Source organism: Halobacillus sp. AWH4_228 (assembly GCF_056158365.1).
In genome coordinates, this window is sequence record NZ_JBSWTE010000001.1 from 1,486,710 (window position 1) to 1,510,766 (window position 24,057).

At 47.8% G+C, this 24,057-nt stretch carries 23 protein-coding genes and 1 other annotated feature; of the genes, 19 read left to right on the forward strand and 4 right to left on the reverse strand.

Annotated elements, in window-relative coordinates; translation table 11 throughout:
* Positions 1 to 12: 12 nt before the first annotated feature.
* Positions 13 to 405: a thiol-disulfide oxidoreductase DCC family protein gene (locus ACXADP_RS07325; protein WP_474971178.1), complete on the reverse strand. Its 393-nt coding sequence runs from the start codon at positions 403 to 405 to the stop codon at positions 13 to 15.
* Between the two features lie 123 nt (positions 406 to 528).
* Between ACXADP_RS07325 and ACXADP_RS07330 the strand changes: the two genes are divergently transcribed.
* Both ACXADP_RS07330 and ACXADP_RS07335 read left to right on the forward strand, forming a co-directional pair.
* On the forward strand, positions 529 to 702 hold the full coding sequence (locus ACXADP_RS07330) for a hypothetical protein (RefSeq protein WP_474971179.1): 174 nt from the start codon (positions 529 to 531) through the stop codon (positions 700 to 702).
* A 93-nt stretch (positions 703 to 795) separates the two neighbouring features.
* The gene (locus ACXADP_RS07335; protein WP_474969125.1) at positions 796 to 954 is read left to right on the forward strand and encodes a hypothetical protein; all 159 of its coding nucleotides are present in this window, start codon (positions 796 to 798) and stop codon (positions 952 to 954) included.
* A 45-nt stretch (positions 955 to 999) separates the two neighbouring features.
* On the opposite strand, the gene sda is transcribed toward ACXADP_RS07335, so the two are convergent.
* Positions 1,000 to 1,149 (reverse strand): sporulation histidine kinase inhibitor Sda, encoded by a 150-nt coding sequence (gene sda, locus ACXADP_RS07340; protein ID WP_277988129.1) that lies wholly within the window; start codon positions 1,147 to 1,149, stop codon positions 1,000 to 1,002.
* Between the two features lie 341 nt (positions 1,150 to 1,490).
* Between sda and ACXADP_RS07345 the strand changes: the two genes are divergently transcribed.
* The 8 genes from ACXADP_RS07345 (at position 1,491) to ACXADP_RS07380 (ending at position 11,236) form a co-directional block, all read left to right on the forward strand.
* Complete coding sequence (locus tag ACXADP_RS07345; RefSeq protein WP_474969124.1) at positions 1,491 to 2,471, forward strand: tetratricopeptide repeat protein; 981 nt, start codon at positions 1,491 to 1,493, stop codon at positions 2,469 to 2,471.
* Positions 2,472 to 2,621: 150 nt separating this feature from the next.
* Entirely contained in the window at positions 2,622 to 3,908 is a 1,287-nt protein-coding gene (gene tig, locus ACXADP_RS07350; protein ID WP_206935372.1) for a trigger factor, read from the forward strand.
* Between the two features lie 324 nt (positions 3,909 to 4,232).
* The gene (clpX, locus tag ACXADP_RS07355) at positions 4,233 to 5,510 is read left to right on the forward strand and encodes an ATP-dependent protease ATP-binding subunit ClpX (protein ID WP_027955236.1); all 1,278 of its coding nucleotides are present in this window, start codon (positions 4,233 to 4,235) and stop codon (positions 5,508 to 5,510) included.
* A 259-nt stretch (positions 5,511 to 5,769) separates the two neighbouring features.
* Positions 5,770 to 8,100, forward strand: a complete 2,331-nt coding sequence (gene lon / locus ACXADP_RS07360; protein WP_474969123.1) for an endopeptidase La — start codon at positions 5,770 to 5,772, stop codon at positions 8,098 to 8,100.
* Entirely contained in the window at positions 8,090 to 8,677 is a 588-nt protein-coding gene (yihA, locus tag ACXADP_RS07365; RefSeq protein ID WP_474969122.1) for a ribosome biogenesis GTP-binding protein YihA/YsxC, read from the forward strand. The genes lon and yihA overlap by 11 nt, the downstream gene beginning before the upstream one ends.
* A 229-nt stretch (positions 8,678 to 8,906) precedes the next feature.
* Positions 8,907 to 9,740 (forward strand): transporter substrate-binding domain-containing protein, encoded by an 834-nt coding sequence (locus ACXADP_RS07370; RefSeq protein ID WP_474971180.1) that lies wholly within the window; start codon positions 8,907 to 8,909, stop codon positions 9,738 to 9,740.
* A gap of 79 nt (positions 9,741 to 9,819) precedes the next feature.
* A complete protein-coding gene (locus ACXADP_RS07375; RefSeq protein WP_051254688.1) occupies positions 9,820 to 10,485 on the forward strand; it encodes an amino acid ABC transporter permease in 666 nt (221 codons plus the stop codon).
* Positions 10,486 to 10,513: 28 nt separating this feature from the next.
* A complete protein-coding gene (locus ACXADP_RS07380) occupies positions 10,514 to 11,236 on the forward strand; it encodes an amino acid ABC transporter ATP-binding protein (protein ID WP_474970424.1) in 723 nt (240 codons plus the stop codon).
* 55 nt (positions 11,237 to 11,291) lie between these two features.
* On the opposite strand, the gene ACXADP_RS07385 is transcribed toward ACXADP_RS07380, so the two are convergent.
* Positions 11,292 to 11,774 carry a LiaI-LiaF-like domain-containing protein gene (locus tag ACXADP_RS07385; protein ID WP_474971181.1) on the reverse strand — a complete coding sequence of 161 codons (483 nt, stop codon included), beginning with the start codon at positions 11,772 to 11,774 and terminating at the stop codon, positions 11,292 to 11,294.
* A 256-nt stretch (positions 11,775 to 12,030) separates the two neighbouring features.
* On the opposite strand from ACXADP_RS07385, the gene hemA reads away from it, so the two are divergent.
* The 7 genes from hemA to ACXADP_RS07420 all read left to right on the forward strand — a co-directional run bounded on the left by hemA (position 12,031) and on the right by ACXADP_RS07420 (position 19,383).
* A complete protein-coding gene (hemA, locus tag ACXADP_RS07390) occupies positions 12,031 to 13,404 on the forward strand; it encodes a glutamyl-tRNA reductase (protein ID WP_474969119.1) in 1,374 nt (457 codons plus the stop codon).
* A 13-nt stretch (positions 13,405 to 13,417) separates the two neighbouring features.
* On the forward strand, positions 13,418 to 14,236 hold the full coding sequence (locus ACXADP_RS07395) for a cytochrome c biogenesis protein (protein ID WP_474969118.1): 819 nt from the start codon (positions 13,418 to 13,420) through the stop codon (positions 14,234 to 14,236).
* A 15-nt stretch (positions 14,237 to 14,251) separates the two neighbouring features.
* Positions 14,252 to 15,181 carry a hydroxymethylbilane synthase gene (hemC, locus tag ACXADP_RS07400; protein ID WP_474969117.1) on the forward strand — a complete coding sequence of 310 codons (930 nt, stop codon included), beginning with the start codon at positions 14,252 to 14,254 and terminating at the stop codon, positions 15,179 to 15,181.
* Entirely contained in the window at positions 15,181 to 15,957 is a 777-nt protein-coding gene (locus tag ACXADP_RS07405) for a uroporphyrinogen-III synthase (RefSeq protein WP_474969116.1), read from the forward strand. The genes hemC and ACXADP_RS07405 overlap by 1 nt, the downstream gene beginning before the upstream one ends.
* A 2-nt stretch (positions 15,958 to 15,959) precedes the next feature.
* Positions 15,960 to 16,946: a porphobilinogen synthase gene (gene hemB, locus ACXADP_RS07410; RefSeq protein ID WP_027955247.1), complete on the forward strand. Its 987-nt coding sequence runs from the start codon at positions 15,960 to 15,962 to the stop codon at positions 16,944 to 16,946.
* 17 nt (positions 16,947 to 16,963) lie between these two features.
* Positions 16,964 to 18,250, forward strand: coding sequence for a glutamate-1-semialdehyde 2,1-aminomutase (gene hemL, locus ACXADP_RS07415; RefSeq protein ID WP_474969114.1), 1,287 nt, complete (start codon positions 16,964 to 16,966; stop codon positions 18,248 to 18,250).
* 173 nt (positions 18,251 to 18,423) lie between these two features.
* Positions 18,424 to 19,383 carry a LysM peptidoglycan-binding domain-containing protein gene (locus ACXADP_RS07420; RefSeq protein WP_474971182.1) on the forward strand — a complete coding sequence of 320 codons (960 nt, stop codon included), beginning with the start codon at positions 18,424 to 18,426 and terminating at the stop codon, positions 19,381 to 19,383.
* On the opposite strand, the gene ACXADP_RS07425 is transcribed toward ACXADP_RS07420, so the two are convergent.
* Positions 19,380 to 19,568 (reverse strand): hypothetical protein, encoded by a 189-nt coding sequence (locus ACXADP_RS07425; protein WP_027955250.1) that lies wholly within the window; start codon positions 19,566 to 19,568, stop codon positions 19,380 to 19,382. The genes ACXADP_RS07420 and ACXADP_RS07425 overlap by 4 nt on opposite strands.
* A 126-nt stretch (positions 19,569 to 19,694) precedes the next feature.
* Positions 19,695 to 19,916: a binding site (T-box leader), on the forward strand.
* An 88-nt stretch (positions 19,917 to 20,004) separates the two neighbouring features.
* Here ACXADP_RS07425 and ACXADP_RS07430 point away from each other — a divergent pair.
* A complete protein-coding gene (locus tag ACXADP_RS07430; RefSeq protein ID WP_474971183.1) occupies positions 20,005 to 22,647 on the forward strand; it encodes a valine--tRNA ligase in 2,643 nt (880 codons plus the stop codon).
* A gap of 58 nt (positions 22,648 to 22,705) precedes the next feature.
* Complete coding sequence (locus ACXADP_RS07435; protein ID WP_474971184.1) at positions 22,706 to 23,986, forward strand: bifunctional folylpolyglutamate synthase/dihydrofolate synthase; 1,281 nt, start codon at positions 22,706 to 22,708, stop codon at positions 23,984 to 23,986.
* Positions 23,987 to 24,057 lie beyond the last annotated feature (71 nt).

Genomic DNA, 24,057 nt, shown 5'->3' on the forward strand with positions numbered 1-24,057 from the left:
TTAAATGAATTTTTATAAAAATCGTTTCCGGACATCCGGCGTCGGTAACGGGCAGGAGTCGTCTTTTTTTCCGAACCATTTGTAACGATTGGATGCAAACCACCGGTAAAAAGCGTTGCGCAGCGGTGCTGGGATCAGAATCAACAAGTACGCAAGCTGCCAGAATCCTTTCAACTGCCGGCTGATCGTCAAAGCGGCGGTGGATTCCAGGCGGGCTTTTCCGTTCTGGATTAATACAAGGCTGTCGGTGTCATGGGGGATGTTATACTGCAAAAGCAGTTCCCGGCCCTTGTCACTTTGAAGCGATGCAAATTGAAACCGGCTGCGGGGATCTCGTTGAATGATGAACTGGACACTTTTGTCGCAGAAATGGCAGTCCCCGTCGAATAATATGATGGCACTCATAGGTATCACCTCATGTATGATTATACCATTTTATGCAGGGATCCTCTAAGGAATTTCAAGAAAACGTCTGCTTTGGAAAAGCGTCACAGCCCCTCTTTCTCTCATACGCTATGGAGGGAAGGAGTGGTGGATGTGCTGCTTTTCACGTATCTGTTCATCGGCGTGTTTTTCTGCTTTTTTAAAAAAGAACCGGTGCTGAAGGACAAACAGGAGCAGGCGGTATATATGTTTTACCTGCTTGGATGGATTGTCCTGTGGCCGGTGTTTCTTATACGAAGACTCATGCAAGGGATTTAAAGGCAGAACCGCAAAAGATTGCCGGTCATAGTCGGAGGCAGAGGGCAGACAATAAGAGAGGCTTTAAGCCAACCGATTTGAGGAGTGATCAGGATGGAAAAGAATAATGTGCAGTGGCTGCCGGTTATCGCTTCGATCGGTATCGGTGCGGCCACATACAGCATGATGACTGGTCAGGCCGGACAACTGCAGAATGTCATTCCGAGTTTAGCGAAGATGTCCGGGAAACAAGGTACAGCCTCTAATCAGTAAATGAAAAAGGCATGCAGATGACTGCATGCCTTTTTCTACGTCCATTTATATAAGATGTGTGGAATTCTCAGTTGGTAGTTGGATGGATCGTTTATCAATTTCTTGCGTGACTAAGTGAACAAATTCGTCGTCCAGCTGAAGCTTTACAGACTCCAGATAGGTTTCCAGCAAGGTTTGATCATCAAGCAGTGACAAAACGATACAACTCCTTAGCGTATGATTCGTTATTATTTTATTGACATTTACTTATTCTAGCAAAAAAATCTGTTTATTCATGAGTAGAAAGACCTGTTTTGCGGAATTGATGGACGATAAATAAATTATTCTCCTATACGATTGATGCAGGTGTGTACGTTTCTGTTTGTTCGTGTCTAAACAACAGGAATAGCGGAAAGCGGCGGTGGGGCACGGGGTTTCCATTGTATTTCTATTGTATTTGCTTTAATATAGCGTAATAAGCTGGAACGATGGTTTGAACGGAGCAGCGATAGGAAAGAATAAGGAAACAAGGACGTTTTTTTAGGGAAGGGTGTCTTATGGAGAATAAAAGAGGAAACCTTGTGATGTTTCCTGGATGGAAATCGAGACTGGAGCAGTCGGGACTGGAGGCTCTGAAGGAAAAGCGCTACAAGGAAGCGGCGGAAGCCTTTGAACCACTTGTCGAGTATGATCAGGCCGGCCATGATGTTATCACAGGGCTGTTGATGAGCTGGATTGAGCTCGGTCAGTTCGATCAAGCTGAGGAATTGTGTCAAGAGCAGATGAAGGAAACGATCGACCAGTATTACCATTACTTACATATCTACATTACGATCCTTTTCCAAAGCAGCCGTTACAGCGATATCATCGACCTGCTCGATGAAGTTTTTGAATCCGAGGACATCCCCCATCAGAGCCGTACACAGCTGTGGCAGATGTATGAAGTGAGCAGAAAGCTGCTGGAAGACAGCCGGAAGGAGCAGGGGAAGGAATTATCCCTCGCTTTCAAGGAAGCCTTGGAAACCGATCACATACATAAGCAGTGGCAGACCCTCGATCACTTAAAGAAACAGGACCCCCATGATTATCTGGAGGAGTTTATCGTGTACCTTCAGGAACCAGCCGTACACCCCATGATAAAATCCTCGATTTTGGAATGGTTTAGAGATGGACGTGTGGATAGAGAAGTGGCTTTGACAAAATTCGGCATGGAAATGACCATTGTGCCCGGCCATTTATCGATGCTTCAGCATGATTATATTATGAAGCAGATCCAGATGAGGCTCGGCCAGGTGGAACAGAAAAATCCAACGATGTATGAGATGGTCAACAACTTGTTGTTCCACTACTGCTACGTCCGTTATCCCCTGTTCCCTGATGAAGAGGAAGTGCCGCTGCTCGTCGAAGCGCTGAAGCAGCTCGGCCATGAATACCTGCAGCTTCCCTATAAACCGGATTCCCATTTAGAGGAAGTGGACCGGTATAAATCAGAAATTGAACTGTGTGAGCAGCATTATGTTTTCGTGACCGGTTCCTAGAAAAACCAATGAGAGTCACGCCTTGAAAGCAGCGGGGATTATGTTATAATGTAATGGTTGCAAAAGAGATTCGTATGTAATCAGAGTCATAGAATCAGTAAACCATCGTCTCCGGACGAAAATGTGAATAGATGTTGGAGGGAATTTTTTATGTCAGCAAAATGGGAAAAGCAAGAAGGCAATGTAGGTACATTAACAGTTGAAGTACCTGCAGGCGAGTTCGACAAAGCCCTTGATTCTGCCTTTAAAAAAGTAGTTAAACAGGTACAGGTACCTGGATTCCGTAAAGGGAAAGTACCTCGTAAATTGTTCGAACAGCGCTTCGGGGTAGAATCTCTGTATCAGGATGCTCTTGATATCATCCTTCCGGAAGCTTACTCTAACGCCGTGGACGAAGCAGGCATCGAGCCGGTTGACCGTCCTGAAGTTGACGTGAAGCAGATCGAAAAAGGCCAGGACCTGATTTTCACTGCTGAAGTAACGGTGAAGCCTGAAGTGAAACTTGGCGAATACAAAGGTCTTACTTTTGAAGAAGAAAGCACAGAAGTTACAGACGAAGACGTAGACAGCGAACTGAAGCAGATGCAGGAGCGTCAGGCTGAGCTTGTTGTTAAAGAAGAAGGATCCATTGAGAACGGCGATACAGTCGTTATGGACTTCGAAGGATTCGTTGATGGGGAAGCCTTCGAAGGCGGCCAGGCGGATAACTACTCTCTTGAAGTAGGTTCCGGTTCTTTCATCCCTGGTTTCGAAGAGCAGCTTGTTGGTAAGCAGGCCGGCGAAGAAACAGAAGTGGAAGTCACATTCCCTGAAGAATATCACGCAGAAGAGCTTGCTGGTAAAGCGGCTACTTTCAAAGTGAAAGTTCACGAAATCAAAGGCAAAGAACTTCCAGAACTTGATGATGAATTCGCGAAAGATGTCGACGAAGAAGTCGAATCCCTGGAAGAACTTAAAACGAAAACACGCACGCGTCTGGAAGATCAGAAGAAAACTGATGCAGACAACCAGAAGCGTGAAACTCTTGTAAATAAAGCTTCTGACAATGCTGAGGTTGAAATTCCGGATGCCATGGTCGACACTGAGCTTGACCGTATGGTTCAGGAATTCGAACAGCGCCTTCAGATGCAGGGCATGACGAAAGACATGTACTTCCAGTTCACTGGTCAGGACGAAGACGCCCTTCGCGAGCAGATGAAAGAAGATGCTTCGAAGCGCGTGAAAACGAACTTGACTCTTGAAGCTATTTCCGAGGCGGAAAATGTCGGCGTAACCGATGAAGACGTCAATGCTGAACTGGAAAACATGGCTGGCATGTACCAGACAGATGTAGCTCAGCTGACGCAGATGCTTGGCGGGAACACGGACATGATCAAAGAAGACCTGAAAGTCCGCAAAGCCATCGACGTTCTTGTCGAAAACAGCAAAGCTGAATAATACTGATAGAAGACAAGGTGCCCGGGTACCTTGTCTTCTCATATATTTTCTTCGGAAACACCGTTTAGGCGGGGTGGTTTGTGGGGAAAATAATGATACTTCCAAGCGTTTTTACATATACTATTTAAGATGCTCAGAGGTTTGACTTATGCGTTTTATATCTACATAATGAGGGTGTCGCAGGAATTGACGGCACACCTCTGAAAGGTATTGCTTTTGTGTTTGGAGTTTATTTGGTATGATGGGCAAAAGAAGCGAAACGTTGGCGTCGTATCAGTAACTTCAGTCGCAACGATTGCGTCATTTTATTAAGGGGTGAAACGTATGTTTAAATTTAACGATGAAAAAGGACAATTGAAATGTTCTTTCTGCGGAAAGAGTCAGGAACAAGTCCGAAAACTCGTTGCAGGACCTGGCGTATATATATGTGATGAATGCATTGAATTGTGCACAGAAATTGTGGAAGAGGAGCTTGGCAACGAAGAAGAGGTGGAGTTCAAGGAAGTTCCGAAACCTCAGGAAATCCGTGACATTCTGAATGATTATGTCATCGGACAGGATCAGGCGAAAAAGAACCTTTCCGTTGCTGTTTACAACCACTACAAGCGTATTAACGCCGGAGTGAAAAATGATGAGGTGGAGCTTGCGAAGAGTAACATTCTGATGCTTGGACCTACCGGAAGCGGTAAGACACTGCTTGCCCAGACCCTTGCACGTATCTTGAATGTTCCGTTCGCTATTGCAGATGCTACGTCTCTTACAGAAGCCGGTTATGTCGGGGAAGATGTGGAGAACATTCTTCTTAAACTGATCCAGGCTGCTGATTATGATGTAGAGAAAGCAGAAAAAGGAATCATCTATATTGATGAAATTGATAAAGTAGCACGTAAATCAGAAAACCCTTCCATTACACGTGACGTGTCCGGTGAAGGTGTCCAGCAGGCGCTTCTTAAAATCCTTGAAGGAACGCAGGCGAGTGTTCCTCCACAAGGTGGGCGGAAGCATCCTCATCAAGAATTCATCCAGATTGACACGACGAATGTCCTGTTTATCGTGGGTGGGGCCTTCGATGGGATCGACCAGATTATCAAACGCCGCCTGGGCAGAAAAGTGATCGGATTCGGCTCCGAACAGGTGACGGACGAAGCAGAGAAGAAGGATCTTCTGACGAAAGTGCTGCCTGAAGACCTTCTAAGCTACGGTCTAATTCCGGAATTCATCGGACGCCTGCCGGTAATCGGCAGTCTTGAGCAGCTGGATGAGGAAGCATTGGTTGAAATTCTTACAAAACCGAAAAACGCTCTTGTCAAACAGTATCAGAAGCTGCTTCAAATTGACCATGTTGAGCTGGAAATGGAAGAGGAAGCGCTTCGTGAAATTTCCCGTCTGGCCATTGAACGGAAGACAGGGGCACGCGGCCTCCGCTCCATAATTGAAGGCATCATGCTTGATGTGATGTATGAACTTCCTTCCCGCGATGATATTGAGAAGTGTATTATCACGAAAGATACAGTCAAAGCGGAAAACGGCCGTCCGAAGCTTGTGCTTACAGATGGAACCGTAGAGGATGACAACAAACAGTCACCGAAAGAAAGTGCGTAACGCCTGAGGGGGTTATCCCTTGAAAAAGCCGTGCTACGAATAACTGTAGCACGGCTTTTTTATAGGGGCTTTACAGGCACGATCCAAGCATGAAACCGTAGTTTCTGCTTATAATAGGGATACCATAAGGAAAGGTCCCCTGCCTGACTCGAGGCCGGGGCTATGTGTGTTGGCACCATCTGGTATCGTTTCGTTTACTTTCCACTTACATTTCTATATGATTAAATTACGTATCCGCATTTATCGGAGGTGCAAATAGATGACAGACAAACAAAGAAACAATATACCTCTACTTCCTCTCAGAGGGCTGCTTGTCTACCCGTCCATGGTGTTACACCTGGATGTCGGCCGGGAGAAATCTGTCCAGGCCCTGGAGCAGTCCATGATGGATGATAATGAAATTTTCCTTGTTTCTCAAAAAGAAGTGAACATTGATGAACCAGCGTATGAAGACCTTTATTCCGTAGGGACCGTAGCCCGCGTCAAACAGATGGTGAAGCTTCCGAATGGAACCAACCGTGTGCTCGTCGAGGGACTGCACCGGGCAGGCATGGATGAATTCAGTGAGGAGGGCGACTTTTACCGGGCGTCTATTGAGATCATTGAAGATGAACATGAAGATAAAAACGAAGAAGAAGCATTGATGCGCATGCTGCTCGAACAATTCGAGAAGTTTGTGAAAGTATCGAAAAAAGTGACACAGGAAACGTACAACACTGTAGCGGACACGGATGATCCAAGCCACCTGGCTGATATCGTCTCGTCCCACCTGCCGATTAAATTGAAGGACAAGCAGGATGTGCTGGAAACCCGCAATGTGAAAGAACGCTTGAATAAGCTGATTGAGCTGATCGGCAATGAACGGGAAGTACTTCAGATCGAACAGAAGATCGGCCGTCAGGTGAAAAAATCGATGGAGAAAACACAGAAGGAATACTATCTCCGCGAACAGATGAAAGCGATCCAGAATGAACTTGGTGACAAGGACGGGAAAACTGGAGAAGTCGCTCAGCTGAAAGAGAAAATCGACAAGGCTTCCATGCCGGAACGGGTGGAACAGGTGGCTCTTAAAGAGCTTGGCCGTTATGAGAAGATACCTCAGAGTTCTGCAGAAAGCTCTGTCATCCGTAACTACATCGAATGGCTCGTTTCTCTGCCTTGGTCGGAGGAAACGGAAGACAACCTGGATGTGAACCGCGCGGAAGGTATTTTGGATGAAGACCACTATGGACTTGAGAAAGTGAAGGAACGGGTGCTGGAGTATCTGGCTGTCCAGAAGCTCACCCAGACGATTAAAGGGCCGATTTTATGCCTTGCGGGACCTCCAGGGGTAGGGAAGACCTCTCTGGCCAAGTCCATCGCACGGTCCATCAACCGTAAATTCGTCCGTGTATCTCTTGGTGGGGTGAGAGACGAAGCTGAAATCCGTGGTCACCGCCGGACCTATATCGGAGCGATGCCGGGTCGGATCATTCAGGGAATGAAGCGGGCGGAAACCGTCAACCCGGTTTTCCTTCTGGATGAAATCGACAAAATGGCAAGCGATTTTCGGGGAGATCCTTCTTCTGCGATGCTTGAAGTGCTCGATCCAGAGCAGAACGGGACATTCAGTGATCATTTCATTGAAGAAAACTATGACTTATCGAAAGTTATGTTCATAGCTACGGCGAACAACGTAGCCAACATCCCCGGACCCTTGCGCGACCGGATGGAAATGATTACGATTGCCGGTTATACAGAAGTGGAGAAACAGCAGATTGCCAAAGAGCACCTGCTTCCCAAGCAGATTAAGGAAAATGGCCTGAAGAAAAGCCAGCTGCAGGTGAGAGAAGAAGCCCTTCTCAAACTGATCCGCCGCTATACCCGTGAAGCGGGTGTCCGGGGATTGGAAAGAGAATTGGCCGGATTGTGCCGAAAAGCGGCTAAGATTATCGTAGCCGGTGACAAGCAGCGCGTCGTCGTCACCGAAAAAATGCTTGAGGAACTTCTCGGCCGTCCAAAATTCCGTTATGGACGGGCAGAGCTTGAAGATCAGATTGGTACAGCCACCGGTCTTGCCTATACGACAGCAGGTGGAGATACACTTTCTATTGAAGTGTCCATCTATCCAGGAAAGGGCAACTTGACGTTGACGGGTAAATTGGGAGATGTCATGAAAGAATCCGCTCAGGCAGCCTTCAGTTATATCCGTTCACGCGCGGCTGAACTTGATATTGATCCGGAATTCGTGGAGAAGAACGATATCCACATTCACGTACCTGAAGGAGCGACACCGAAAGACGGCCCTTCAGCGGGGATAACGATGGCCACCGCTCTTGTATCCGCTCTTACCGGACGTCCTGTCCGCAAGGAAGTCGGGATGACTGGTGAAATCACACTCCGCGGCCGTGTGCTTCCAATCGGCGGCTTGAAGGAGAAATCTTTGAGTGCGCACCGGGCGGGCTTGACGAAAATCATCATTCCTGATGAAAATAAAAAAGACCTGGAAGATATTCCAGACAGTATTAAAGAAGGCTTGACCTTCGTCCCTGTGAAACACTTGGATGAAGTATTGGATCAGGCATTGGCGGAGGGTGCACATGAAGGTTAATACCGCAGATATCGTCATTAGTGCGGCGAGCAGGAAACAGTATCCCAACCAACCGATTCCGGAGATCGCCCTTGCCGGGCGGTCCAACGTCGGTAAGTCATCGTTTATTAACAAGATGATTCAACGAAAGAACCTGGCCCGGACATCTTCCAAGCCGGGAAAAACGCAGACGCTTAACTTTTATATCATCAATGATAAATTCCATTTCGTTGATGTGCCCGGTTATGGCTATGCGAAAGTTTCCAAAAAGGAACGGGCCAAATGGGGAGCGATGATGGAGGAATATTTTGCTGAGCGTGAACAGCTGAAAGCGACCGCGCTCATCATTGACGTCCGCCATAAGCCTTCCGAGGATGACCAGGCGATGTATGACTATTTGAAGCATTTTGACGTGCCGGTGATGGTTATTGCAACAAAGCTGGATAAAATTAAAAAAGGGCAGCGCCATAAGCAGCTGAAAATGATTCAGGAGGTGCTGGAAATGGAAGAAGAGGATACCCTTATTCCATTTTCATCCGAAACAGGTGAAGGAAAAGATAAAGCCTGGAAAGCGATGCTCTCTCATCTGCAGGTATAAAAGAAGACCGTTCTCCCTATGGGAGAACGGTTTTTTTATGTATTTTTCTATTAAAGAGGAGGAATATCGAGTATTTATAAGGTATATCTAGTATTTATGCATTATATCCGCTGTACCCTTCTATTTACCCATTTTTAGAATCTCACTAATTTTGGGAAATATTTGATAAATCGATATACTTTTAATATTACAGAAAGATGACAAACAGAGAAGGGATGATACAGGGCTGATGAAGAAAATGAATGGGATGCTGCTGTTATTCATGACTCTGGTGCTGGTGCTTTTCCTTGCTGCTTGTGGAAGCAGTGACGATGGTGCTTCCGGAGATGAAGGAGACAGTGGTTCAGAGGATACATCAGAAAATAATACGGATTACGAGCTGGTGGAGGAAGGGACATTTACCTTTGCGGCTTCCGGAGAGTTCCGTCCTTTCAGCATGACAGGGGCCGATGGAGAGATGGAAGGCTTCGATATTGACGTGGCCAATGCCATTGCAGAGGAACTGGGACTTGAACCAAGTCCTCAGAAACAGAAGTTCGCAAGTATTGTAGAAGGGGTGAAAACCGGTCGTTTTGACGCAGCGGTCGCCAGCCATACGATTACAGACGAGCGTAAACAGGAGGTGGACTTCTCGACACCTTATTATTACTCAGGTGCACAGATTTTCACCCGTGCAGACAGTGACATTGAAACCCTTGAGGATCTGGAAGGCAAAGAAATCGCTCTTTCTAAAGGATCCACATACAGTCAGTATGCAGAAGAAGTGACGGAGAATATCAAGACCTATGACAGTGATGTCGTAGCCCTGCAATCTTTGTCCAAGGGTCGTCACGATGCTGTCATTACCGATTTTTTGACCGGAAAGGAAGCTTCCGGTGAAGGGCTGGATATCGAGGCGAAGGAAATGATTGAACGCAGCGAGCAGGCCGTCGCTGTATCGAAGGAAAACACAGAATTACTAGATGAGATCAATGCAGCACTGGAAACACTTCGAGAAAATGGTACCCTTTCTGAAATCAGTGAGGAATATTTTGGGGATGACATCACAACGCCTCCTGAATAAACCGTGATGTTAGACAGGAACGAAGGTGAAGAGTGCGCAGCCGCGTACTCTTTTTCATATGACAGAGGAGTTGGTGCAGATGTATTTGAATGTTGTTCATTTCTGGGATTCATTGATCAGCAGCCGGGGGATGTTCTTTGAAGCGGCTCAGCTGACGCTCGCCTTAACGGCTGTCTCCATTTTTATTGCGATTTTCATCGGTCTTATGTTTGCTTTTATGAAGATTTCCGATATCAAAGTGTTGGAATGGATAGCGAATATCTACATTTATGTAGTCAGAGGAACACCGTTGATCGTCCAGATTTTTGTTTTCTACTACGGGCTGACCGAAATCTGGATGATCAGTGGGTTCTGGTCGGTAGCGCTCGGTCTTGCCTTCCATAATGGAGCCTACATTGCTGAAATATTCAGAGGTTCAATTCAGTCGATAGGAAAAGGACAGACGGAAGCAGGGCGCTCCCTCGGAATGAGTCAGGCGCTTACGATGCGCAGGATCATTCTGCCTCAGGCGTTCAGGCGTGCATTGCCACCGCTGGGAAATCAGTTTATTATTGGGTTGAAAGATTCATCCCTGGCTGCATTTATCGGGGTATCGGAGATTTTCGCTGTCGCCACCACTCAGGGGGCGAATACCTTTGATTACATGACCTGGCTGCTTGTCAGTGCGGTATGGTATTTGATTCTGGTCTTTCTGCTGACCCTTGTTGTCGGGGCTGTTGAGAAGAAACTGGCGGCCAGCGATTAATGGAGGAGGAAATCGATTGTCTGATTATATGATTGAAGCGAATCAATTAAATAAATATTTTGGAGACCTGCACGTCTTGAAGGATATTGACTTTCAAGTAAAGGAAAGTGAAGTCGTCGTCTTGATCGGGGCCAGTGGTTCCGGGAAAAGTACGATGCTTCGCTGCCTGAATTTCCTGGAAATGAAAAATGGCGGAGAGCTGTACATTCAGGGGAAAGAAATCAATCCGAAGAAGGATAACCTGAACGAAGTGCGCCAGCGGGTCGGAATGGTATTCCAGCACTTTAATCTGTTTCCGCATAAAACGGTGCTCGGGAATGTAATGGAAGCTCCGCTGCAGGTAAAAAAGCTCTCCAAGGCGCAGGCGGAAGAGGAAGGGAAGCAGCTGCTTGAAAAAGTCGGGCTCGGCGATAAGGCGGATGTATTCCCGTCCCGCTTGTCCGGTGGACAGAAGCAGCGTGTAGCCATCGCCCGCGCCCTGGCGATGAAGCCTGAAATCATGCTGTTTGATGAGCCTACTTCAGCGCTTGATCCGGAGCTTGTCGGAGAAGTGCTTCAAACGATGAAGACCCTTGCTCAGGAAGGGATGACGATGGTCGTCGTTACGCACGAAATGGGATTTGCCCGTGAAGTGGCCGACAGAGTCGTGTATATGCACGATGGAAAGATCGTCGAGAGCGGGACCCCACAGGAGATTTTCGAAAATCCGAAAGAAGAGCGGACACAAGCCTTCTTAAGTTCTATCCTGTAAAAGAAAAACAAGGCTGTCGATGAATGTCATCGACAGCCTTGTTTTTCTGCTTCTCTTACGTTTTCTTTTTAAGAAGGTACAGACCGAAGGCAATCAAGGCCAGAGGCCAGAACCTTTCGACTAATAGGAAGAATTGGTTGATCCACTGCATCCAGGCAGGCATGGTGGGGGAAAAAAGGACAAAAGCTCCTGTCCCGAGGAGGACTAGGGCTGGAATGAGTCCTTTTTTTGTTTTTCTATACTGAAGCAGAAAAGCGGCGCCGACAATACAGAGGTACACGCCCCAGTGATCGCGCCAGAAAACCAGCTGATCAACAGCTAGAAAATGAATCCCGAAACCAGTAACGATCGTTCCTGTAAACAGACTGGAAGTATCTTTACTCACATAGCTGTGAAACAAAAAGGCTGCGCCGACCAGCACGAGCAGGAACGGCCACGAGTAAAACGGCTGCAAGTGGGGAATATTGAGATGACGAAGAAAAAAATACGCACCCAGTCCAATGAAGAGAAACCCAAGCAGGGTATGGTTTTTATTCAATGTGCTCACATCCAGTCATTATGTAATGATAATGTTTGTTCCTTGATATTCTCCTGTAGATTTGGTATATTACAAACGAATTATAAATTAGATTCGTTCTAATCTAATAATTATAAGTATTTGATTGAATAACTCTATTTCATCCTATCATAACAGATTCAAGATCTGTTCATAATTGGGACAAAAAATCTTCCGTTATTTATGTTATAATCTACACTACAGGAGAAAATCTGCACGTGTAATGGGGGTATACGAAATGCACATTATAGCCGTCGGTCTTAATTACAAAACAGCCCCTGTGGAAATTCGAGAGAGGCTCACATTTTCTGAAGAGAAGCTTGAGGAAGCTATGGCCCAGTTGAACGGGCGTAAAAGTGTCCTGGAGAATGTGATTATTTCTACATGCAACCGTACGGAAATTTTCGCCGTCGTGGACCAGATCCATACAGGACGGTATTATATTAAACAGTTTTTAGCTGACTGGTTTCAAGTGGATAAAGAGGCGTTCACCTCTTACCTTGCGATATATGAAACAGATGGAGCTGTCGAGCATCTGCTGCGCGTCACTTCCGGCCTTGATTCCATGGTTCTTGGAGAGACGCAGATCCTTGGACAGATGAAGCAGGCGTTTCTGCGTGCGCAGAATGCAGGCACGACGGGAACTATTTTCAACCAGCTGTTCCGACAGGCCGTCACCATGGCGAAGAAAGCACATAGTGACACGGAAATCGGTGAAAACGCTGTCTCGGTCAGTTATGCAGCTGTTGAGCTGGCGCGGAAAATCTTCGGTGACCTCGTTCATAAGCACATTGTGATTCTGGGTGCTGGAAAAATGGGCGAACTGGCCGCCAAAAACCTTCACGGATCCGGTGTTCGTAAAGTGACTGTGATCAACCGCACGCTGGAAAAAGCGCGGACTGTTGCCGGTCAATTTAACGGGTATGCCCGGACGATGGATGAACTGGAAGCGGTACTCGCGGATGCGGACATCGTCATCAGTTCTACAGGTGCGTCCGAATATGTGATTACGAAGGAAATGATGGAGCCCGTTCATAAGAAACGGAAGGGCAAGCCGCTTTTCTTCGTCGATATTGCTGTGCCTAGAGACCTGGATCCAGCGATGGAATCATTGGAAAGTGTCTTTCTCTATGATATTGATGACCTTCAGGGAATCGTAGATGCCAATCTGGAAATGCGCAGACAGGCTGCGGAGGAAATCGAGATTATGATGGAAGCGGAAATCGTGGAGTTCAAGCAGTGGCTCCAGACGATCGGTGTAGTTCCAGTGATTTCTGCGCTTCGTTCCAAAGCCCTTGATATCCAGTCGGAAACGATGAAAAGCATTGAACGGAAAATGCCTGACTTATCCGACCGTGAACGGAAAGTGTTGAACAAGCATACGAAGAGTATCGTCAACCAAATGTTAAAAGAACCGATCTCACAGGCCAAGGAACTGGCGGCCCAGCCGGATTCTGAAGAAACCCTGAAGCTGTTCACCCAGATCTTCGGTATTGAAGAGCAGGTGGAAAAAGAGGTCCAGGAGCAGGAAAAAAAGAACAGCTCAGCGAATGAGCGTCATATAGAGGCCGATCATTCTGTTTCCATCATCAGCCCTATGATTCATTCCTGAGGGGGGCGGCTCCATGTTTGAGTTGAAATGGGTGTACGAGCTGATCCTTTTCCTTTATGGACTCAGCCTGATCGGGTATTTTATTGATTTTGTCCAGACAAACCGGAAGGCCAACCGTGCGGCCTTCTGGTTGCTTAGTATGGTCTGGGTTCTGCAAAGCGTCTTTCTGTTGTCCCAGTTTTTCATGAACGACAACTTTCCAATCATGACGGTTTATGACGGCTTATATTTTTATACGTGGATTCTCGTCACGTTTTCTCTATTAATCAACCGGCTGTTCAAAATGGATTTTCTCGTATTCTTTACGAATGTCGTCGGTTTTTTGATTATGATTATTCATATTTTCACAAGGGCTCAGAATGTAATGGAGAAGGAAGGGGTGGCGCTGGTCAATGAGCTTCTCGTCATCCACATCAGCCTGGCGATTATCTCCTATGGCTTTTTCACGCTTTCCTTTATTTTCTCCATCATGTATTTACTGCAGTACCGGCTGTTAAAAAAGAAAAAATGGAATGCCAAATTGTTCCGGCTCGGTGATTTAACAAAGCTGGATCATTTTTCTTATATTGCGGTCATTTTAGGCGTGCCCCTCCTCCTCATTGCCATCATTCTCGGGGTTGTCTGGGGTTATGTTTCAACAGATGTGTTCTACTGGTATGATTTTAAGACGCTCGGCTCTTTCCTCGTGTTGATCGGTTATATGATTTATCTCATTCTGCGGGTGGTTAAAGGGTATCAGGGACGGACCATTTCCATATTTAACGCCGCCGCCTTTTTATTTCTACTTATCAATTTCTTTTTATTCAGCTCCCTATCCAATTTTCACTTTTAAAGAGGAGGAACAAGCATGAGGAAAATCATTATCGGCTCTAGAAAGAGTAATCTGGCCATCACTCAGACGGAATGGGTGATCGATCAGCTGAAACAGATTGATCCATCCTACGATTTCGAAATCAAGCGGATCACGACAAAAGGGGATCAGATCCTAGATGTGACGCTATCTAAAGTAGGAGGCAAAGGCTTGTTCATCAAAGAGATCGAACAGGCGATGTATGATGGTACCATTGATATGGCTGTCCATAGTATGAAGGATATGCCGGCTGTGGTGGCTGAAGGGTTGACGGTCGCTTCCGTACCCATCCGTGAAGATCACCGCGATGCGTTCGTTTCCAACGGTCACGTTGCCTTGAAGGATCTTCCGGAAGGTGCCATCGTAGGGACCAGCAGCCTGCGCCGCGGGTCTCAGATCAAAGCGGTCCGTCCGGATCTTGAAATTAAATGGATCCGCGGGAATATTGACACGCGCCTTAGAAAGTTGAAAGAGGAAGATTACGACGCGATCGTTCTGGCCGCTGCCGGTTTGAAGCGGATGGGCTGGGATGACAACCTTGTCACAGAGTATTTGGAGCCGGAGGTGTGTGTACCTGCTGTCGGTCAAGGAGCGCTCGCTATCCAGTGCCGTGAAGAGGATAAAGAACTGCGTGATTTTCTTATGAAACTGAATCATGAATATACGCAGACGACAGTGGCGGCCGAACGGAAATTCCTTCACGACCTGAATGGCGGATGCCAGGTTCCGATCGGCGGGTACGCTTACCGGAAAGGCGATGATATCGTTCTTACCGCTCTGGTCGGGACACCGGACGGCGAAACGATTCTTCATGAAACCGTAACCGGACAGGATCCGATTGAAGTCGGGCGTCATGCGGCTGATCTTTTAAGAGACCAGGGGGCACAGGAGATCGTTGATCGTGCCAAAGAGGAGTATGGTCAGTAATGGACGCGCCACTGCAGGGGAAGAACATCCTCATTACTAGAGGCAGATCCCAGGCGGCGCCGTTGAAAGAGCGGATTGAGGAAGCGGGCGGTGTTCCAAAACATACCCCGCTTCTCGCTTTTCAATTGAACGATCAACAGAAAAACGAACACATAGTAGAAGAACTTCACGAATTTTCCTGGATTTTTTTAACCAGTTCCAATGCCGTGAAGTTTTTTTTCAAATGGCTGGATAGGCATGGCCGGGTTCTTCCTGATCAGGTCCGTATAGCTGTCATCGGCACAAAAACAGAACGTGCGCTGCAGAGGTATGGAAGAAAAGCGGATTTTTTGCCTGCATCCTTTCAAGCGGCTAAAATGGAAGAGGAATTTTTTCAAATGTACCCGGATCCGGGAAAGCTTTTATACATACGGGGAAACCGTTCCCGGGACGTTCTTCCGGAAGCTTTTCGTAAACGTGGCGTGTTTTTCAAATCGCTGACCGTTTATGATACGCTGTTATTGACGAGTAATCAAAAAAATATTACCAGCTGGCTGGAGAACGGGGACCTGGATGCCTTGACGTTTACAAGCCCGTCCACCATACAGGCTTTTAAAGCGGTGACGAAGGGCAGCCGGGAAAACGGGTTGTCCCTGCCCTGCTTCTGTATCGGACCGACGACGGCCCGGAAAGCGGAGGCGGAAGGGTTTACCTGCGTGTTCACTCCGCCGCAGTATACCATAGAACACATGGTGGAACAGATGGTTTTCTATTTTAAGAACGAAAGGAATCGATAGGAATGAAAGATCTGCAATTTAAACGGCACCGTCGACTGCGCCGCACGGAATCCATGAGGGCGCTCGTAAGAGAAACACATCTGCGCACAGATGATTTGATCTATCCGATTTTTGTCGTCGAAGGCCGGGATATTAAGAATCCAGTAGCTTCCATGCCGGGAGTTCATCAAGTGTCTCTTGACCACTTGACGTCCGAAATGGAGGAGCTTGTGACGCGAGGCATCCGTTCAGTGATCGTCTTCGGAGTTCCTGGACATAAGGATGACGTCGGGAGTGAAGCTTATAATGAAGAAGGCATCGTCCAGCGTGCGATCCGCCAGATTAAAGAAGAGGTACCTTCCCTGACCGTCATTGCTGATACATGCCTGTGCCAGTATACCGATCACGGTCACTGCGGCATCGTTCGTGACGGGGACATCGATAACGATGAATCCTTAACCTACATTACCCAGACAGCTGTCACCCAGGCACAGGCCGGTGCGGATATTATTGCTCCGTCCAATATGATGGACGGCTTTGTCGCAGCCATCCGCCGGGGACTTGATGAAGCCGGCTTCAGTCATATTCCAGTGATGTCCTATGCCGTGAAGTTTGCGTCCGCCTTTTACGGTCCATTCCGCGATGCTGCTCACAGCTCTCCTCAGTTTGGAGACCGCCGTGCTTATCAAATGGATCCATCTAACCGACTGGAAGCTCTTAGAGAAGCAGAGTCTGACGTCGAGGAAGGCGCTGACTTCCTTATCGTCAAACCGGCACTGGCTTATCTTGATATCATGCGGGAAGTGAAAGACCGTTACAACCTGCCTGTCGTCGCCTATAACGTCAGCGGCGAATATTCCATGATCAAGGCTGCTGCCCAGAACGGCTGGGTCAATGAAAAAGAAATCGTCCTTGAAAAGCTGACCGCTATGAAGCGGGCCGGTGCGGATTTGATCATTACGTACTTCGCTAAAGATGCGGCAGACTGGCTGAAGGAAGACCAATCATAAGAAGGAAGGTGCTGACGATGAAAAACTTTGATCGTTCCAAACAAGCGTATCAGGAAGCTGTAGAATTGATGCCCGGGGGAGTCAACTCTCCGGTTCGTGCATTCAAATCCGTAGGCATGGATCCGATTTTCATGGAAAAAGGAGAAGGCTCCAGGCTGTTTGATGTCGACGGCAACGAGTATATCGACTATGTTCTTAGTTACGGCCCGTTGATCCTCGGCCATGCCGATGAAAGGGTGACCGACGCTTTAACAAAAGTGACGGCCCACGGGACAAGCTTCGGAGCGCCGACAGAGATTGAAAACCAACTGGCTGATCTCGTCCGCGAGCGCGTCCCTTCTATTGAAATGCTGCGTATGGTCAACTCCGGGACAGAAGCTACGATGAGTGCCCTGAGAGTGGCGCGCGGTTATACCGGCCGGGATAAAATCCTTAAATTTGAAGGGAACTATCATGGTCATGGAGACTCTCTGCTGATTAAGGCTGGATCCGGAGTGGCGACACTCGGCCTTCCAGATTCACCGGGTGTCCCAGCTTCCATAGCCCAAAACACGATTACGGTCCCATACAACGATCTGAAAAGTGTCCAATATGTCTTTGAAGAGTACGGGGATGACCTGGCGGCGGTCATTATTGAGCCGGTATCCGGAAACATGGGTGTGGTCCCTCCGAAGGAAAGCTTCCTCCAGGAGCTTCGCCAGCTGACCGAAGACAATGGGACGGTTCTGATCTTTGATGAAGTTATGACGGGCTTCCGTGTCGGCTACCACAGCGCTCAGGGCCATTTCGGTGTCACTCCGGATATGACTTGTCTCGGTAAGGTGATCGGCGGCGGACTTCCTGTCGGTGCCTATGGTGGGAAGCGCGAAATCATGGAACGTGTCGCGCCGGTTGGTGATATCTACCAGGCAGGGACGTTATCAGGGAACCCGCTAGCCATGACGGCCGGGTATCAGACGATATCTGCGATGACAGAGGAAGCCTATGCTTCCATCAGTGAACGTGTGGATCAACTGATTGAGGGTTATAAAAAGGCGGCCGAAACCTATGACATTCCGCTTACCGTCAACCGCGCAGGTTCCATGGTCGGTTTCTTCTTTACCAACGAACCTGTCTATAACTTTGAAACGGCTAATCAATCAGACTTGGATATGTTCAAGAGATACTATCAGGGCATGATTCAGGAAGGTGTCTATCTTCCACCTTCCCAATTTGAAGGAATGTTCCTTTCCGTGAAGCACACGGAAGCAGACATTGAACAAACGATTGAGGCAGTCAACAAAGTATTTTCAACACTTAACTGAACGCCCCTTTTAGAAAACAGGCAGCCGTTATCATCGGCTGCCTGTTTTTTTGGGGGAGAATACCGGTGGATAGCGGGATGTTTTACGGCGATTCCTCCCATTCATGTATATAACGATATCTTCCGCATAAGGTGTTAGTAGAGAACAGGAATACCTTAGGGAGGGACTCTGGATTGCCGAATAAACAAAATGTATTTTCCTTTTATCTGGATGAATCGATATGGTTTCAGGAAGGACAGGGTGTAAGAGAGCTGATTGGTATTTCTTTAGAGCCAGATATTACGATTGAAGACCGCGGAGATGAAGTCTGCCTGAAGGGGACCGTTGATCTCGGCGGTGAATATATTCCAACGGGCCCTCAATCCGAAGCGGAGCCTGCGGGAGCTTCGGGAGCAAGGGTGATGGATAGTGTCGAAGCGCAGGATGATGGTGTCTACGTCTTTTCCCACGCTTTTCCAGTAGAGATTCGGGTCCCATTGGAGCGTGTTTCCAATTTGGATGATGTGCTGATTGACATTGAGACGTTTGATTATGAACTGCCGGCTGACCGTCAGCTCCGCCTTCACGCACAAATCACGATTAACGGAGTCGAGGAAGCCCGGAATGAAGCGGCCAATGACGATGCGTTCGATGAGCCTGTCCAGGCGGGACCTGTCAACTTCAAGGAGGAAACGCCGGAAGCCGAGCGGGCGGTTCCCGAAAAAGAAGCCCCTGTATTCCGGATGAACGGACAGGAACAAGAGGAACAGGAACAGGACGATGACGGACGTTGGTTTTACAAGAAATCACAGAGCTTTCCTGAATTTTTTGGAACAGAGCAGGAAGCTGTCCATGACATCCAGGCTTCTCCCGACAGTACGTCAGACTGGGGAGAGGTCAGTGTGGAGGAGTCCTCAGAGTCCAGTGAATCGGAGGCGCCCCCTGGTGGGATGGATGGCATCAAACAAATTTTCAAGCACTTGTTCCCGAACCGTGAGGATACGTATACCCGGATGAAAATGTATATTGCCCAGGGGGAGGAGACTTTGACTTCCATCGCTGAGAAGTATGATGTTCCAGTCAGACAGCTGGAGCGTGTGAACAGCTGTGATGAGGATGTAGCCCCTGGACAGATTGTGTATATTCCTGATTAAATCCATTTGTATTTAAAAGCCAGCCACAGACCGATGACGAGTCCGAGAAGGAAAATATCGAAGGTCGTCGGCCAGAAAATGGTACGTAAAGCCTGGAAAATCACAATCGGAAGCAGAGAGGTTTCAATGACAATCAACCACGTTTTACACCATGGTGGCAGCCGGTAGCGGTACATTCGGCTCATCTGTACACCTCGTTTCTTAAATATAGAAGCCCGCAGGCCCTGTCTGCGGGCTTCTGCATATTTTTTGTCAGACAGTTGACTAAAGACGTATGTTCTATATACAATATGTAATATAGTCTTTATACGTGAAATGCTTAGATAGGGAGTAGTACGTAATCATTTCTTCCAGAGAGGAAAACGAATGGTGGAAGTTTTCCATGAACCCTGATTATGAAAGTCGCCCTTGATGCAGCTTCTTTGAACATGAGTAGGAGAAGCCGGTTCGAAGCCGTTATGATTGTGAGTGTGCAGGAGTCTCTCCTGTGAAATAAGGTGGTACCACGGAAATCAAACCCTTTCGTCCTTTTACTGGATGAAAGGGTTTTTTTATTTTCCCGGCTGGTAAACCCCTTGCAGAGTGTAATGACTGATAACAATTAAAGGAGGAAGATCAGAAATGAGTGAACAGGATCTTTCAATGCCAACCAAATATGATCCGGCCGCTGTCGAAAAGGACCGGTACCAGTACTGGGTGGATGGGAAATTTTTTGAAGCCGAAGGAGATACGGACAAAGAACCGTATACCATCGTTATTCCCCCGCCGAACGTTACAGGAAAGCTTCACCTCGGCCACGCATGGGATACGACCCTGCAGGATATTTTATCCCGTGTGAAGCGGATGCAGGGCTATGATGTCCTGTGGCTGCCCGGGATGGACCATGCCGGAATCGCTACACAGGCGAAGGTGGATGCCAAACTTCGTGAACAGGGGGTTTCACGACACGACCTCGGCCGTGAGAAATTCCTTGATAAAGCATGGGAATGGAAGCATGAATATGCGAAGTTCATCCGCGCGCAGTGGGAAAAGCTCGGCCTCGGCCTAGATTATTCCCGCGAACGGTTCACGCTTGATGAAGGTCTTTCCGACGCTGTTAAGGAAGTATTCGTTACTTTATATGAAAAAGGCTTGATTTACCGAGGGGAATACATCATCAACTGGGATCCGGCTACACAGACGGCTTTATCGGACATCGAAGTCGAGTATAAGGATGTCCAGGGAGCGTTTTATCATATGCGCTACCCGCTGAAGGATGAAGAAGGGTCCATCGAAATTGCTACGACCCGTCCGGAGACGATGCTTGGGGATACCGCCATTGCGGTTCACCCGGAAGATGAGCGCTACAAGCATCTGATTGGTAAAAAAGCGGTTCTTCCTATTGTGGGAAGAGAAATTGAAATTGTCGCTGATGACTACGTCGACATGGAATTTGGTTCAGGTGCTGTGAAGATTACGCCGGCTCACGATCCGAATGACTTTGAAATCGGGAACCGCCACGATCTTGAGCGTGTGCTGGTCATGAATGAAGACGGTACGATGAATGAAAATGCCGGGGCGTACAAAGGGATGGACCGTTTTGAATGCCGCAAGCAGATTGTCAAAGATCTTCAGGAGCAGGGCGTCCTGTTTGAAATAGAAGATCATATGCATTCCGTCGGTCACTCCGAAAGAAGCGGGGCTGTAGTCGAGCCTTATCTTTCCACACAATGGTTTGTTGATATGAAGCCGCTGGCGGATGCCTCCGTCGACCTTCAAAACGGAGACGAAGCCGTTCAGTTTGTTCCGGACCGTTTTGAAAAACCATATCTGCATTGGATGGAGAACACCCGTGACTGGTGTATTTCCAGACAATTGTGGTGGGGCCATCGTATTCCGGCCTGGTACCATAAAGAGACCGGCGAAATTCACGTAGGCAAAGAAGCGCCGAAAGACCCTGAAAACTGGAAGCAGGATGATGATGTCCTGGATACGTGGTTCTCTTCCGCCCTCTGGCCGTTTTCAACGATGGGCTGGCCGGATGAAGGAAGCAGTGACTATAAGCGCTACTTCCCGACCAACGTTCTCGTAACCGGCTATGACATCATCGGGTTCTGGGTAAGCCGGATGATCTTCCAGTCTCTTGAATTCACCGGCGAGCGTCCGTTCAAAGATGTTCTTATTCACGGTCTTGTCCGCGATGCAGACGGCCGTAAAATGAGTAAATCCTTAGGAAACGGCGTCGATCCAATGGATGTCATAGAGAAATACGGGGCGGATTCGCTTCGTTACTTCTTGTCCACCGGATCATCTCCAGGTCAGGACCTGCGATTCCACTGGGAAAAGGTGGAGTCTACATGGAACTTCGCAAACAAAATCTGGAATGCCTCCCGTTTTGCTCTGATGAACATGGGCGGGTTGAAATTTGAGGATATCGATCTATCCGGAGAAAAATCCGTTGCGGATCAATGGATTCTCACACGACTCAACCAGACGATCGAGCAGGTAACGACCAACATTGATAAATACGAATTCGGGGAAGCCGGACGTCACTTGTATAACTTCATCTGGGATGATTTCTGTGACTGGTATATTGAAATGGCGAAACTTCCATTGTACGGGGAAGATGAGCAGCGTATTCATACCACCCGTTCGATTCTGGCTTATACGCTGGATCAGACAATGAGAATGCTTCATCCATTCATGCCGTTCATTACAGAGGAAATCTGGCAGCACCTTCCTCATGAAGGGGAATCCATTACCCAGGCATCCTGGCCTGTCGTAAAAGAAGATTTCCACAATGAACAGGCGGTTGCTGAAATGGAACGCCTTGTCTCCATTATTCGTTCCGTTCGTAACATCCGTGCCGAAGTAGACACACCGATGTCCAAGCAGATTCAGCTTCTGATCCAGGCGAAGGATGAGGATGTTGTTCAGGAGCTCGAGAAGAACCGCTCTTATTTAGAGAGATTCTGCAACCCGAGTGAACTGACGATTGCCACCGATCTGCAGGCTCCGGAAAAAGCGATGTCTGCCGTCGTTACGGGTGCGGAACTTTACCTGCCGCTCGCAGGCCTCATCAATATCGAGGATGAGATCAAGCGTCTTGAAAACGAGTGGAAGAAATGGGATCAGGAAGTGACCCGCGTGCAGAAGAAACTTTCCAATGAAGGTTTCGTAAGTAAAGCCCCTGAGCACGTGGTTGAGGAAGAGCGGAAGAAAGAAACCGACTATCTTGATAAACGTACGAAAGTCGAAGCGCGTATTAAAGAACTGAAAGCCTAAGAGGAGAAGGAGGGTATTCTACGGAATACTCTCCTCTTTTTAAAGAGAGGGAAGACTTATGAATTACGAAGAAGCGGTGCAATGGATACACGCCAGGGAAAAATTCAAAATCAAACCGGCCTTGAAACGGATGGAATGGATGATGAAGCGTCTGGATCATCCAGAACAGAAGATATCCGCCGTTCATATAGCAGGCACGAACGGCAAGGGATCGACAGTTTCTTTCTTAAGGCATATTCTGCAGGGACAGGGTTTAGCGGTGGGGACTTTTACCTCTCCGTATATTGAAACGTTCAATGAGCGGATCAGTGTGGATGGCCGTCCGATTGCGGACCGTGAGCTCGCAGAGGTTGTCGAGCAGATTCGTCCATTGTCGGAGCAGCTGAAGCAGACCCCGCTCGGAGAACCGACGGAATTTGAAGTGATTACGGCTGCAGCTCTTCTGCATTTTTCACGGATGGACCTGGACTTTGTCCTGATGGAAACAGGGCTTGGCGGGACGTATGACTCTACGAATATCATTCATCCTGTCTTGAGTGTTATTACGAACGTCGGTCATGATCATATGAACATCCTCGGCTCTACGATCCGTGAGATTGCCGGCGAAAAAGCCGGGATCATCAAGCAGGGAGTCCCGCTCGTCACTGGTGCTTCCCAGCAGGATGCGGTTGATGTCATTGCCGCAAAAGCGGAAGAGTGCGGAGCCCGTATGTACAGATACGGGGAGGACTTTCACGCAGATCATCTGGCAAGTGGTGATGGCAGGGAAACTTTCCGTTTTATGAGTCCACCTTTCACCTCTCCTGTTTGGAAAAGCTCGCTGCTCGGGCCCCATCAGGTGACCAATGCTTCGCTTGCGATCCAGGCAGCGGAGGTGTTAAGAGAGCGGGGCGTACCTTTGGAAGCGGAACAGTATGGAATAGCCATTGAGAAAACGTTCTGGCCGGCAAGATTTGAAACGCTCCGTTGCTGTCCGTTGACGATCGTGGACGGGGCGCATAATGAAGAAGGCACCGATGCTCTTGTGGAAACAGTGATGCGCCACTATTCAGACCGTCGCATTCTGTTGGTTTATGCAGCTTTGGAAGATAAACCGGTGGAGAAAATGTTAGGGAAGCTGAAGGAAGTGACAGATCACCTTTATGTCACCACCTTTGATTTTCCAAGAGCATTATCTTCAGAGGCTTTGCAGGAATTTTCTCCTGTGGCCCATACCGAAGCTTTTGCGGATTATAAGCAGGCAGTCCGGGAAGCAATGGCAGAAGCGGGGGAGGAGGACGTTATTGTCATCTCCGGTTCGCTTTATTTCATCTCTATCGTACGGGCATTTCTTAAGTAATGCTTGTAAAAGTGGGAATTTATAGAAAATTTTTCTATATTATATGGTAAAATATACTATAATGAACGGCG